Annotated in this window: 12 protein-coding genes and 1 pseudogene; 8 read left to right on the top strand and 5 right to left on the bottom strand. The window is 65.0% G+C overall.

Annotation, left to right across the window (positions count from 1 at the left end; genetic code table 11):
* Window position 1: 1 nt before the first annotated feature.
* Window positions 2–736: an enoyl-CoA hydratase/isomerase family protein gene (locus BN60_RS26630; RefSeq protein WP_020699240.1), complete on the bottom strand. Its 735-nt coding sequence runs from the start codon at window positions 734–736 to the stop codon at window positions 2–4.
* A 96-nt stretch (window positions 737–832) separates the two neighbouring features.
* On the opposite strand from BN60_RS26630, the gene BN60_RS26625 reads away from it, so the two are divergent.
* The 3 genes from BN60_RS26625 to BN60_RS26615 all read left to right on the top strand — a co-directional run bounded on the left by BN60_RS26625 (window position 833) and on the right by BN60_RS26615 (window position 4,864).
* Window positions 833–1,084, top strand: coding sequence for an accessory factor UbiK family protein (locus BN60_RS26625; protein WP_020699239.1), 252 nt, complete (start codon window positions 833–835; stop codon window positions 1,082–1,084).
* Window positions 1,085–1,168: 84 nt separating this feature from the next.
* The gene (locus tag BN60_RS26620; RefSeq protein WP_020699238.1) at window positions 1,169–3,181 is read left to right on the top strand and encodes a hydantoinase/oxoprolinase family protein; all 2,013 of its coding nucleotides are present in this window, start codon (window positions 1,169–1,171) and stop codon (window positions 3,179–3,181) included.
* Between the two features lie 15 nt (window positions 3,182–3,196).
* Window positions 3,197–4,864, top strand: coding sequence for a hydantoinase B/oxoprolinase family protein (locus BN60_RS26615; RefSeq protein WP_020699237.1), 1,668 nt, complete (start codon window positions 3,197–3,199; stop codon window positions 4,862–4,864).
* Between the two features lie 43 nt (window positions 4,865–4,907).
* On the opposite strand, the gene cynS is transcribed toward BN60_RS26615, so the two are convergent.
* From cynS to BN60_RS26595, 4 genes and pseudogenes are all read right to left on the bottom strand, one after another.
* On the bottom strand, window positions 4,908–5,354 hold the full coding sequence (gene cynS / locus BN60_RS26610; RefSeq protein WP_020699236.1) for a cyanase: 447 nt from the start codon (window positions 5,352–5,354) through the stop codon (window positions 4,908–4,910).
* A gap of 25 nt (window positions 5,355–5,379) precedes the next feature.
* Entirely contained in the window at window positions 5,380–6,279 is a 900-nt protein-coding gene (locus BN60_RS26605) for an ABC transporter ATP-binding protein (RefSeq protein WP_020699235.1), read from the bottom strand.
* 6 nt (window positions 6,280–6,285) lie between these two features.
* Window positions 6,286–7,140, bottom strand: a complete 855-nt coding sequence (ntrB, locus tag BN60_RS26600; RefSeq protein ID WP_020699234.1) for a nitrate ABC transporter permease — start codon at window positions 7,138–7,140, stop codon at window positions 6,286–6,288.
* Between the two features lie 3 nt (window positions 7,141–7,143).
* Window positions 7,144–7,692, bottom strand: a pseudogene (locus BN60_RS26595) (ABC transporter substrate-binding protein); the annotation flags it as partial.
* Here BN60_RS26595 and BN60_RS31760 point away from each other — a divergent pair.
* Genes BN60_RS31760 through BN60_RS26570 form a run of 5 tightly spaced genes read left to right on the top strand, consistent with a single transcriptional unit; the run spans window position 7,682 to window position 12,139 of the window.
* Window positions 7,682–9,955 carry a phage tail tape measure C-terminal domain-containing protein gene (locus BN60_RS31760; protein WP_083856300.1) on the top strand — a complete coding sequence of 758 codons (2,274 nt, stop codon included), beginning with the start codon at window positions 7,682–7,684 and terminating at the stop codon, window positions 9,953–9,955. The pseudogene BN60_RS26595 and the gene BN60_RS31760 overlap by 11 nt on opposite strands.
* Window positions 9,956–9,958: 3 nt before the next feature.
* Window positions 9,959–10,534 (top strand): hypothetical protein, encoded by a 576-nt coding sequence (locus BN60_RS29290; protein ID WP_020699231.1) that lies wholly within the window; start codon window positions 9,959–9,961, stop codon window positions 10,532–10,534.
* A gap of 32 nt (window positions 10,535–10,566) precedes the next feature.
* The gene (locus BN60_RS26580; protein WP_148283533.1) at window positions 10,567–11,598 is read left to right on the top strand and encodes a hypothetical protein; all 1,032 of its coding nucleotides are present in this window, start codon (window positions 10,567–10,569) and stop codon (window positions 11,596–11,598) included.
* A gap of 26 nt (window positions 11,599–11,624) precedes the next feature.
* A complete protein-coding gene (locus tag BN60_RS26575; protein WP_020699229.1) occupies window positions 11,625–11,921 on the top strand; it encodes a hypothetical protein in 297 nt (98 codons plus the stop codon).
* The gene (locus BN60_RS26570; RefSeq protein WP_020699228.1) at window positions 11,918–12,139 is read left to right on the top strand and encodes a hypothetical protein; all 222 of its coding nucleotides are present in this window, start codon (window positions 11,918–11,920) and stop codon (window positions 12,137–12,139) included. Before BN60_RS26575 ends, BN60_RS26570 begins: the two co-directional genes overlap by 4 nt.
* The last annotated feature ends 1 nt before the right edge of the window (window position 12,140 follow it).

Below are 12,140 nucleotides of genomic sequence, written 5' to 3'. Positions count from 1 at the left end.
TCTACCGTCCTTTGAACTTGGGTTCCCGCTTCTCACGGAACGCAGCCGCCCCTTCCTTGCGATCCTCGGAATTGGCGATCTGCTCCAGTTTGTAACGCTCCGGCACGAAGATCTCTGCCGGTCCACGCGGCAGGGTCTGGTTGGCGAAGTCGCGCAACGTGCGAATGACCAGCGGTGCGGAGTCGGCGATCACCTTGGCCATGCGCCGCGCTTCCTTGCGCTCCTCCCCGAGCGGCACCACGCGATTGACGAAGCCGACGTCGTAGGCACGCTGCACCGATATCTCTTCGCCGAGCAGCAGCAGTTCCATGGCGAGCTTGTGCGGCATGCGCGACACGATGCCGGGCATCAGGCCACCGAACACGCCGACCTTGGCTTCAGGGTACATGAACTTGGTGGTATCGGCCGACACCATGAGATCGCAGGTCATCACCATGCAGATCGCGCCACCGATCACCCAGCCCTGGGTCGCCGCGATCACCGGCTTGGTGAGGTGATGGCTGACATGCGGCACGGCCTTCCACATGGCCGCCGGCGGTTCCTTTAGGTCGGCGCCGACGCAGAAGGCCGGCCCTTCGGCCTGGAGGATCGCCACATGATCGCTGCCGGCCTCGAAAGCGCGATAGGCGTCGTAGAGTTGGTCACACAGCGCCTGCGACAAGGCATTGCGCTTCTCCGCCCGCGTCATCGTGATCGTGGTGATACCTTCGCTCGATTCGACTTTTACCAAACTCACGGCGTCCTCCGGTCCTTCTTGCGCGCAATGCTACCAGCCGCCCATACTTGACGCATCAGGAGTCAGGCTCCAGAGGAACCGCTAAGGAGCGAGACCATGCAAACCCGCAATCCCTTCATCGACGACCTCACCAAGGTAGCCAACGGCGCCATGGGCGCGCTGACCGGCATGAAGGACGAGGTCGAGGCGCGCGTGCGCGATCAGATCGCCAAGATCCTGGACGGCATGGATATTCCGCGGCGCGACGAATTCGATGCCGTGAAGGCAATGGCTGCGAAGGCCCGCGAAGAGAACGAAGAGCTCAAGAAGCAGATCGCCGAGCTGCAGACGAAGCTGGAGGGGCGCTGACGTCCGACACCGGACGTATCGAGGGATCACGCATCTGGCCCAGACTCCAAAACCGCCCTAGCATCGCGCAGGGAGGCCGCAAGAATGAGAGTCGGGGTTGAGGTCGGAGGCACGTTCACGGATCTGGTTGCCGTCGAAGGCGGCAGGGTTGTCGTCACCAAGGTGCCAAGCACACCGAAGTCGCCCGACATCGGCGCCTTCGCGGCCCTCACCGCTTCGGGCATCGATCTCGCCGGCATCGAGGATCTCGGCCACGGCTCGACCGTCGCCACCAATGCCGTGCTGGAGCGCAAGGGCGCATCGGTCGCCTTCGTCGCGACGGCGGGTTTCCGCGATCTCCTGTTCATGCAGCGCCACGACCGGCGCAACATCTACGATCTCTTCTATGCCAAGCCCGCGCCGCCTGTGCGCCGCAAGGATTGCTTCGAGGCACCGGAGCGCCTGCGCGCCGACGGCACCGTTGAGACGCCGCTCGATGAAGCGAAGGTTTCGGCCGAGCTGATCCCGGCACTCAAGGACGGGGGCTATCGCGCCGTAGCGATCTGCCTTCTCAATGCCTACGCCAATCCCGACCATGAGAAGCAGCTCGCCGCGATGATCGGCGCCGCGCTGCCCGGCGTGCTCGTCACGTGCAGCCACCAGGTGGCGCGCGAGTTCCGCGAATTCGAGCGCGCCTCGACGACGCTGCTCTCGGCTTACGTCCAGCCGGTGATCGACGGCTATCTGCACCGTTTCGAGAGCAAGCTGTCGGAATCGGGCTTCCAGGGCCGCTTCACGGTGATGCAATCCAACGGCGGCCGCCTGCCTGCCGACGCCATGCGCCAGAGCGCCATCACCGCGCTGTACTCCGGCCCGGCTGCCGGCGTCGTCGGCGCCACACGGCAGGCTGCGCGCTCCGGCTTCAAGGACCTGATCACCTTCGACATGGGCGGCACCTCGACCGATGTCTGCCTGGTGCAGGACGGCCGTCCGTCGCTCGCCTCGGAGACCGAGATCGACGGGCTGCCGATCCGCACGCCGGTGCTGGATATCGTGTCGGTGGGCGCGGGCGGCGGTTCGATCGCCTGGGTCGATGACGGCGGCATGTTGCGCGTGGGCCCGCAAAGCGCTGGCGCAGATCCCGGCCCTGCCTGCTACGGCCGCGGCGGCACGGAGCCCGCCACGACCGACGCCCATGTCGTGATCGGCACGATCCGGCCCGCCGCCTTCCTGGGCGGCCGCATGACGCTCGACAGCGATGCCGCTCGTCGCGCCTTCGAGCCGATGGCGCAGCGCTTTGGGCTCACCGTGGAACAGGCAGCATCCTCGGCGCTGCAACTCGCCGACGCCAACATCGTGCGTGCCATCCAGCTCGTTTCGACCGAGCGCGGCCGCGATCCGCGCGACTATGCACTGGTCCCGTTCGGCGGCGCAGGACCGCTGCATGCCGCCCGAATTGCCGAAGAACTCGGCATCTCGACCATCGTCGTGCCGCCCAACGCTGGCGTGATCTCGGCCTATGGGCTGGTCGCTTCCGACTACACCAAGTTCGACGCCGTCACGCGCAAGATGAAACTCGACGATGCCGCGGCGAAGGAAGCCGGCCGCATCTTCGACGAGATGCGCCAGAGGCTTGCAGCGCAGTTCGTCGACATGAAGCTGCCAGGCGACCTCGACTACACGCACACGCTCGACATGCGCTTCGTCGGCCAGGCCTTCGAGGTCGGCGTCGAGATTCCCGCCGACCGCCTCGGCTCGCTCGACGCGGCCTATCTCGCCGAACTGTTTGCCGATGCCCATCACCGCACTTTCATGCATGGCGCCACGCTCGACCGGCCGGTGGAGATCGTGACCCTGCGTGTCGGCGCGACCCTGCCGATCGGTGGCGCCCCCAAGCTCGACCGCGAGAAGCTGGCGGCGCGGCCCCCCGAGCAGGCGAAGATCTTCCACGGCGAGGCGTGGCTCGACTGTGCGCGCCACACCGCCGAAGCGATGACGACAGGCCAGAAGATCGTCGGGCCGGCGGTCATCGAAGGCCATACGGCCACGAGTTGGCTGCCACCGGGCTGGCATGCAGAGCTCGACGATCACGATAATCTGATCCTGCGCAAATCCTGAGGGACGGAGAGCGTCATGAGCCAGCTGGGTCCAATCGACTATGCCGTCATCAGCCAGGCACTGATCGCCGGCGCCCGCGAGATGGGCGTCAAGCTGATCCGCTCCGCCTACTCGACCATCCTGCGCGAAGCCCGCGACGGGTCCGCAGGTCTCATGGATCGCTATGGCAACACCGTCGCCCAGGCCGAGCTGATTCCCATGCAGTTGGGACCCATCGGCGAGACCCTGCGTGCCTGCCTGAAACGCCACCCGGTCGAGACGCTCCAGGAAGGCGACTTCCTGATCAACAACGACCCCTTCGAGGGCGGCCAGCACATTCCCGACGTCTTCATCTTCACGCCGATCTTCGTCGGCGGCCGGGTCGTGGGCTTCGGCGCTTCGGTGGCGCACCATCTCGATCTCGGCGGCGGCGCGCCCGGCCTCAACATCCACGCCTCCGACGTCTACCAGGAGGGGCTGCGCTTCCCGCCCTCGAAGTACAGTTTCGAACGCGACTGGAACGGCGGTTCGTTCGAGCGCCTTGTCACCGCCAACGTGCGCGTGCCCGACCTCACGATCGGCGACTTCAATGCCCAGTTCGCCGCCAACGCCATCGGCGTGCTGCGGGTCAAGCAGCTCTGCGAGCGCTACGGCACCGCCAAGGTCGAAGCGGCGATGAAGGAGATGCAGGATTATTCCGAGCGCCGCGTGCGCGCCGCCATCGCCCAGGCGCCCAAAGGCACCTTCTATGGCGAGGATGCCGTCGACGACGATGGTCTGACCGACGATCCGCTGGTGGTGAAAGCCAAGGTCACCATCACCGAGGACTCGGTCGAGATCGACTTCGAGGGCACCTGTCCGCAGGTGAAGCGCAACCTCAACTGCCCCTATTCGAGCACGCTCTCGGCAGCGCTCTCCTGCGTCAAGTCGGTGCTGACCAGCCCGGACATTCCGTACAACGAGGGTATGGCTCGGCCAATCAGCATCAAGGTGCCTTACGGCTCGCTGCTGAACCCGCGGCCGCCGGCGCCGGTGCGCGCGCGCATGATCCCGGCCTATCGCGTGTTCAACGCGGTGATGAAAGCGATGGCACAGGCTCTGCCCGACAAGGTGATCGCCACAGGCTTCGACTGCACGACGGCATTCTGCCTCAGCCATCTCGGCGAGAGAGGCTACAGCGTCTACTTGGAAATCTTCGGCGGCGGCTACGGCGCTTCCAAGGAAACCGATGGCTGCGATGCCGTCGATTCACCGCTCAGCAACTGCTCCAACGCGCCGGTCGAATCGCTCGACATCGACTACGATTTCTTCCGCATCGTCGGCTACGAGCTGGCGCCCGACTCGTTTGGCCTGGGCGCACGGCGCGGGGGCGCAGGCTTCACGCGCCGCTGCGAGATCCTGCGCGACGACGTGCAGCTCGCCATCTACTCCGACCGCTTCCGCCTCGCCCCGGAGGGCCTGCAGGGTGGCGAGCCCGGCCAGCGCGGCTACTGCCGCATCTTCCGCGCCAACGGCACCACCGAAGAATTGCGCAGCAAGGCCGCCGTCGATCTCGGCAAAGGCGACATCGTCGAGATGTTCGTGGGCGGCGGCGGCGGCTTCGGTCGCATCGCCGAACGCCCCGACGCCCTGATCGAGCGCGACCTCGCCGACGGCCTGCTCACGCGCGACCCGAGGGCGGCGCGGAAGCTGGCGGCAGAATAGAATTTGTCATCCTGAGCATCGCCCAGGATGACAAATAACACCGTCAGTACGTCTTGTAGCCCAGGAACTTGCCGGACATGGCGATCTTCACCCGGTCGCCCTTCTGGTCGGGCTGGCGCTCCATGGTCATGTCGAAGTCGATGGCGCTCATGATGCCGTCGCCGAACTCTTCCTGGATCAGCTCCTTCCACGTGGTGCCGTAGACCTGCACCAGTTCGTAGAAGCGGTAGATCAGCGGATCGGTGGGCGGGATCTGCGGCAGCGATCCGCGATACGGCACTTCCTGCAGCAGCAGCACTTCTTCCTTGCCCAAGCCTAACAGCTTGCCGGCCTTGGTTGCCTGTTCCTTGGTCATCTTCATCTGGCCCATACAGGCCGCGGTGACGACGATCTTCGAAGCGCCGCCAATCTTCTTGGCGATCTCGTCCCAGGTGAGTTCCTTCAGCCGCTTGGCCGAAAGGATCTTCTCGGTGACTTCTGCCCGCTTCATTGTCTTCTCCCGTGTCAATTAACCATCAGAGGGTGTGCCGAAGAGGCACGACTTCGGCCGGCGGATTGACCGCCGACAGGCCAGGCTTCACCAGCTTCAGTCGCCGCGGATCGTAGCCAACGTCGGCGATCTCCTTGTCGAACGCGCGGCTGCGGTTCACCAGGAACTCAACGAGATGATTGCGGATCGCGTAGTACTGTGGATGCCGGTGAAGGTCGTTCCGATGCCGCTCGTTGCGCGGCATGGTGTTGACCACGATCTCGGCGATCTTGGCGCCGGGGCCGTTGGTCATTAGCACGATCTTGTCGGCGAGCAGGATCGCCTCGTCGACATCGTGCGTGATCATGAACACGGTCTGCTGCGTATCTGCGCAGATTCGCAGCACTTCGTCCTGCAGCATGCCCCGCGTCAGCGCGTCGAGCGCGCTGAACGGTTCGTCCATCAGCAGCATCTTGGGCTCGATCGAGAGCGCACGGGCAATACCCACGCGCTGCTTCATGCCGCCGGAGAGCTGCGAGGGCCGCTTGTTCTCCGCACCCTTCAGCCCAACCAGCTCGATGAAGCGGCGCGCATGCTCCTGCACCTTGGCGCGGCCCCACGCGGGCCAGCGCGAGGAGACCGCGAAGGAGATATTGCCCATCACTGTCAGCCACGGCAGCAGCGCATGGCCCTGGAAGATCACGGCGCGATCGAGGCTCGGCCCGTCGATCTCGCGATTGTCGACGATGACCGCGCCGCCGCTCGGGCTGTCGAGGCCGGCCAGCACGTTCAGGATCGTGGTCTTGCCGCAGCCGGAATGCCCGATAAGACAGCAGAACTCGCCCTTGTCGATGCCGAACCAGATATTCTCGAATACGGCAGGCTGGCCGGAGTCGCCGAAGCGGCGCGCCAGGCCTTCGACGCTGATGAGAGGTCGATTGTCCATGACGGCCTACTCCGGATAGGTGACGAGCTTGGTGATGCGCGCCAGGCCCTGGTCGAGGGCGAGACCGACCAGGCCGATCAGCAGGATCGCGGTTACGATGTTGGCAATCGAGAGGTTGTTCCACTCGTTCCAGACGAAGTAGCCGATGCCGGTACCCCCCACGAGCATTTCGGCCGCCACGATGACCAGCCAGGCGATGCCGACGGAGATGCGCATGCCGGTCATGATGGTCGGCGCCGCCGCCGGCAGGATCACCTTGAAGGCCGTGCGGAACGGCCCGACCTCGAGCGTTCGCGCCACGTTCAGCCATTCCTTGCGCACGCTCGCCACGCCGAAGGCAGTGTTGATCAGCATCGGCCAGACCGAGCAGATGAAGATCACGAAGATCGAGGAGATCGCCGAGTCCTTGATGGTGTAGAGGGCCAGCGGCATCCAGGCGAGCGGCGATACCGGCTTCAGGATCTGGATGAAGGGATCGAGCGCGCGATAGACCAGCGGCGACATGCCGATCAGGAAGCCGAGCGGCACCGCGATGATCGCAGCCAGCCCGAAGCCCAGGAGCACGCGGCCCAGCGAATAGGCGAGCTGGATGCCGATGCCCTTGTCGTTGCTGCCGCGCACGTAGAAAGGATCGGTGAGATGCCCCCAGATCGTGACGGCGATGTCGGCCGGCGTCGGCATGGCGGACTTGCTGCCGGTCGCGGCGGCATTGCCGACCAGCTTGGCATATTCGGGATCGACCGCCGGGCCGCTGGCCACGGTCGGCATGGTGGCAATCTGCCAGAGTCCTAGGATCGCCGCGAAGATCAGCAGCGACAGCAGGCTCGCCCGCAGGCCGAGCGAGTTCTTCAGGGTTGCCATCTCTTAGCTCCGGCGGATGGCAAAGCTCGCGATATAGTCGTCGGGCTTGGCGGCATCGAACGGCTTGCCCATGACCACGATCGTCTTGTTCGACGGATCGGGCGGGGTGAGACCCATCTCCTTCATCATCGTCGCCGTATCGGTCGCCAGATAGACCTCTGACGCGACCTTGGCATAGTCGACATCGGCCTTGAGCTGACCCCAGCGCTTCATCTGGGTCATGATCCAGACCGCGAACTGGTTCCAGGGGAAGGGATCGAAGTCGATACGGTTCGCATCCTTCTTCACGCCCCCCAGCCCGTCGGCGTAGGTCCCGGTCAGGATCTGCTCCAGCACCGTCTCCGGCTGGTTCAGGTAGTTCGCCGGCGCGATCGCCTTGGCGATCTCTTTCCGATTCTCCGCTTTGTGCGCATAGGCCGTCGCGTCGATGATCGACTTCAGCAGCGCGCGGTAGGTGTTGGGATTCTGGGTCGCGAATTCCCTGCTCACCGTGAAGGCGCAGCAGGGATGGCCGTCCCACAGTTCCTTGGTCAGGAGATGGATGAAGCCGATGATCGAGGCGGCCGAGCGTCGCTTCAAGGGCCTCAACGAACAGGGCCTGTCGCCGACCGAGCAGAACCTCAACAAGCTCGCCAACGCCTGGGTGAAGTTCAAGGATGCCGTGGCCAACAACCCGGTCACGGCCGCCATGATCTGGGCGGGCGGTCATATCGTCAACGGCGCGGCCATGGCGATCGGCGGACCGCCAGGCGTACCAGGCGGCGCGGCGGGTGCTCCAAACCCGGCAGCGAGCGGACCGACTGCACAGGATCGCGCTGACGCAAAGCGCTCCTATGACAATGCGCTCGCCGAACTGCAGATCCTCCAGAAGGATCGCTCAACGGCCGCGCCGGCCGATCTCCATCATTTCGACCGCGACATCCGCGCCACCGAACAGCGGGTCGCCAATCTCAAGGCGAACCTCGCGTACATCGACAGCCAGCTCAACGCGCGCGGCTCTGCGTCCGGAGAGCAGCAGCAGGCCGCACAGCAGCAGCAGGCGCAGGCGGCGATCGAGCGGCAGAAGAAAGCCGCTCACGAACTGGTCGCTCAATACAACACGATCAACGAAGAGGCGAGGAAGCTTCAGGGCAAGCGCGACCAGCTCGATCGTGCGATCAAGGAAGGATTGCTGTCGCCCGAGGCCCTGAAGTCGGCGCAGCAGGCTCTCGCGGAAACGGACGGCAAGCTCTACGGCCTCAAGACCACATCCGAAGAGCTTCAGCGCTCGATCGACCTGGAGAAGAAGTACGCCAGCCTGCCGCAGCATGCGCAGGCGGCCGAGCGCGCGTTCGACCAGGTGTACGATGCGGCGCGGAAGGCCGGCGACAGTCACGACCAGGCGATCGCTAAGGCGAACCAGGCGCGTAGCAACACGCTGGCGCAACAGTCGACCGCGACGCGGGAGCAGATCGCGGCGCTGGGCGACGAAGCCCGTGCGGCTCTTGCCGTTGCCGAGGCCTACGGCACGTCACGCGCCGCCGGACTTCGTGCCGCCGCGATCGGCGCGGCGCAGGCGGCCGAAGCGCAGGGATCGATCGCGCCAGGTACCGCGGGCGCCATCGCGCAGGAGACGCTTGAGAAGAACGCCGCTGCGACCGTGCAGGCCGCGGCCGAGAAGAACCGCGCTTATGCCGAAGAGGTCGCCGGCCTTGAACGTGTCGCCTCGGCCGAGAAGGTGTCGGCAGAGGCGTCCCGTGAGGCCGAGCGCGTCAATCGCGTCGCCGCCATGGCGACCGAACTGCGCGCGCAGGCAGAGGCGTCAGGTTCGGACGCCATCGTTGCGGCGGCCGAGAAGCAGATCGGCGCCTACGATCGCCTTTCGCGCCAGCAGCTCGAGCTCGACCGCAAGCGCGCGGCCAACCAGCTTAATCAGCAGTACGATCCCGAGCTCGCCTACCGGCAACAGATGGCCAACCTGCAGGAACTGCAGGCGACGGGCGAACTGTCGGCCAAGACTGTCAGCGAGGCGTCGAAAGCCTACGACCAGCAGCGGCTGGAAAGCAGCCGATCTGCGACAGATGGCATGGCTGCCGGCTTCCGTCGTTACGCCGAAGAAGCACAGAACGCCGGAGCACAGGCCGCGCAGGCGACGCAGAACGCCATGCGGCAGGGCGAGGACGCGATCGTCCAGTTCGTCATGACCGGCAAGCTGAACTTCAGCGACCTCACCAATTCGATCCTGGCCGACGTGGCGCGCATTGCCGTTCGTCAGACGATTACCGGTCCGATCTCCAACGCCCTCGGTGGCGTCTTCGGCGGTGGTGGCGGCGGCGGGTCTTTGCTCGGCGGCATCGGTTCCTGGATCGGTGGTTTGTTCGGTAGCGGCGGCGGCGTCGGCGGCGTTGGCCAGGCGCACACCGGCGGCATCGTTGGCGCGCTGGTCGGCCCGCCGCGTACCGTGCCAGCCATGGCCTTTGCCGGTGCGCCCAAGTTCCATGGCGGCGGCATCGTGGGCTTGGCCGCCGATGAAATCCCGATCATCGCCCGCCGTGGTGAGGAAGTGCTGACGGAGGACGACCCGCGGCATCGCAACTCGCGCGGCCGTGGCCGCGGCGGCGACGCCCGGCCTGTCACGTTGAAGCTCGTGAACATGGGGCCGCCGCTTGAGGCGCAGGAGGGCCAGACGCGAGACGACGGCCAAGGCGGCATGGAGTTTGAGGTCATCCTGGAGAAGATCTCCGACTACATGGCCGACCAGGTGTCCGCCGGTCGCGGAAGGTTCACCGGTGCTGTCGAGCAGCGGTGGGGCTTGTCGCGGCGGGGCAGAGGCTGAGCCATGGCCGTCGACACCTTCTATCCTGACACGATCCCCCTGCCGCTGAAGCAGGGCTATGTGCTGAAGCCGCGTCCGAACGTTCGTCGAACCGAACTCGAACAGGGCGCTGGGCGTGTTCGACGGAACGGCCGACAGAAACCAACAGAGCTCGCCGTTGTTTGGGAGCTGACACAATACGAGTTGATGCTCCTGCAGGGCTTCCATGAGCATCAGGCCGACGAAGGTACGGCTTGGTTCGGCATGAGGCTGCTCACTTATGTCGGCCTCGTCATTTGCGAGGTGCGCTTCAAGGGCGAGATCAACCAGCCAAAGCAAGCCGGCCATCTGTGGCAGGTCAGCGCCACGCTGGAAGTCCGCGAGATCCCGCGGCTCAGCGAAGAAGACTATGCCATTCTGGTTGCCGAGTCGGGCGACGCGCTCTTCGCCGCGATCCCCCGCGTCCATCACGTCGTCGCGACCGCGCTGTGGCCGTCGCTCGACGACGATCCGACCGCGATCGGCGAGGACGTGCCGACATTTATCGGCGCCGTCCACACGTTTCACCCACTTCTAAACGGACTTTGGAGCAATCCATGAGCCTAGCCTCAGACCTTATTGCCGCCCGCGACATGCTGGTTGCCGATGCTTCGATCATGCGCGCGATCGTGCAAGGGCCGGCGACTGGCCCCGCGAGCTCTATCGTCCTGCCCACTGGCCAGAGCGTGAAGACGCTATCGCGAGTGGCTGCTGAATTGGTCGGCGGGTTCCTGCCCCTCGCAGGCGGCACCTTGTCCGGCACCGTGAAGGCTCCGAATTTCGCCATCGGCAACGAACTTGTAAGCGATGCCGGAACTGTGGGCTTCACCAACGTCAATGGCCCAGCCATCCAGTTTTACGGCACCAGCGTCAGTGGCTCCATGCAGCTTCTGACGGGCGGGTTGGCTCGATGGACCCTCCAATCGGCCGGCCATCTCGTGCCCAATGGTTCATTCATTTCTCTCGGCGCGCCCGCGTCGCCTGTCGCCAGCATCCATGCCTCGAACTACAAGATGGCTGGCGAAGCGGCGGCTGATGCAGGAACCGTAGGCTTCACGAACAACAACGGTCCGTCACTTACCTTCTGGGGCAACAGCAGCGCGGGCACAGGCGCCCTGGTGGCCGCGGTCGGTAGCTCAGAGATCTGGCGCACTGTTTCGTCTGGCCTGGAGCTCACCGCGACCGCACAGCTCATGTTTGGCGGCACCACGTCGAGCTTCCCCGGTTTGCGGCGAAGCGGAACGACAATCGAAGCGGTCCTGGCCGATGCCAGCGCCTTCGGCTCGCTCGGTGCGGGCGCGTTCGTCGCCAAGAGCGGTGCGGTCTGGCCATTCGACACGACAGGCATCTCGCAGACAATCGGAGTTGGCGGAACCTTCAGTTTGGCTGCGGGCGCCGGTCTGGTCGTGTTGACGGAGAATACGACCGGCCAGTGTGCACTCTTCATCTGTGGCGGAGGCATCGTCATTCTGGTTGCTCAGACCGCGACCATCTACGCAGCCGGCACGCCCGGCAGCGGCAAGATCGGCCTGGAATACTCCGGTGGTGTCTACCGCATCAACAACAACACCGGCTCCACTTACACGATCGGCATCGCCGGCGTGCGCGTGCGCGCGGCGTCCTAGTTCCCAATTTCAACAGGAGTAGAACCGTGGCTCTCTTGAAGTCGATCGACACCGATAGCGGCGCCGCCGCCACCTACTGGCGGATCGTCCGCGCCGAGTACGATGTCCTCGCCATGACCATCAGGTATTACATGGCCGGGTATGTGAACGAAGCTGCCCGCGTGGCCGGCAAGGTTCCGTTGAAGCAGGTGGATATCCTGCTGACACCGGAACCCAATACTCAATTGCCTTCCGTAACTTGGAGCGCTCTCTACGAGCACGCCAAGACCTTCGCGCTGGCGGGCTCCAGCGAGCCGTTGTTCGTCGGTGCGGAGGACGCATGAACTCGCGTCAATCTGCTACGACGGTTCCTCTACCGGACGCGGAGACTGTTTACCGCACCCCGCTATCCGGTCGTTCGATCGTGATCCTCACGGCTGCATTGGACGATGCCGTGCGCAACGGCGGTTTAGAGATCGCGAGCAGCGTCTTGCCCGTGTTCCAGGAGCTGAGCGCTGTGCGCAATGCCCGGCTGGCGCGCGCACGGCAGAAGAAGGCCTGAG

Source organism: Reyranella massiliensis 521, from assembly GCF_000312425.1.
GTDB classification, from domain to species: Bacteria; Pseudomonadota; Alphaproteobacteria; order Reyranellales; family Reyranellaceae; genus Reyranella; species Reyranella massiliensis.
Note: the sequence above shows the minus strand (reverse complement) of the source record. Positions and strands in the feature narration are given on the sequence as shown.

What these genes read in the sequence shown, in the direction of transcription:
- BN60_RS26620 (WP_020699238.1), top strand. Translation starts at nt 1,169, where the DNA reads ATGAGAGTCGGGGTTGAGGTCGGAGGCACGTTCACGGATCTGGTTGCC.
- BN60_RS26615 (WP_020699237.1), top strand. Translation starts at nt 3,197, where the DNA reads ATGAGCCAGCTGGGTCCAATCGACTATGCCGTCATCAGCCAGGCACTG.
- cynS (WP_020699236.1), bottom strand. Translation starts at nt 5,354, where the DNA reads ATGAAGCGGGCAGAAGTCACCGAGAAGATCCTTTCGGCCAAGCGGCTG.
- BN60_RS26570 (WP_020699228.1), top strand. Translation starts at nt 11,918, where the DNA reads ATGAACTCGCGTCAATCTGCTACGACGGTTCCTCTACCGGACGCGGAG.
- BN60_RS31760 (WP_083856300.1), top strand. Translation starts at nt 7,682, where the DNA reads ATGAAGCCGATGATCGAGGCGGCCGAGCGTCGCTTCAAGGGCCTCAAC.
- BN60_RS26625 (WP_020699239.1), top strand. Translation starts at nt 833, where the DNA reads ATGCAAACCCGCAATCCCTTCATCGACGACCTCACCAAGGTAGCCAAC.
- BN60_RS29290 (WP_020699231.1), top strand. Translation starts at nt 9,959, where the DNA reads ATGGCCGTCGACACCTTCTATCCTGACACGATCCCCCTGCCGCTGAAG.
- BN60_RS26580 (WP_148283533.1), top strand. Translation starts at nt 10,567, where the DNA reads ATGCTGGTTGCCGATGCTTCGATCATGCGCGCGATCGTGCAAGGGCCG.
- BN60_RS26605 (WP_020699235.1), bottom strand. Translation starts at nt 6,279, where the DNA reads ATGGACAATCGACCTCTCATCAGCGTCGAAGGCCTGGCGCGCCGCTTC.
- ntrB (WP_020699234.1), bottom strand. Translation starts at nt 7,140, where the DNA reads ATGGCAACCCTGAAGAACTCGCTCGGCCTGCGGGCGAGCCTGCTGTCG.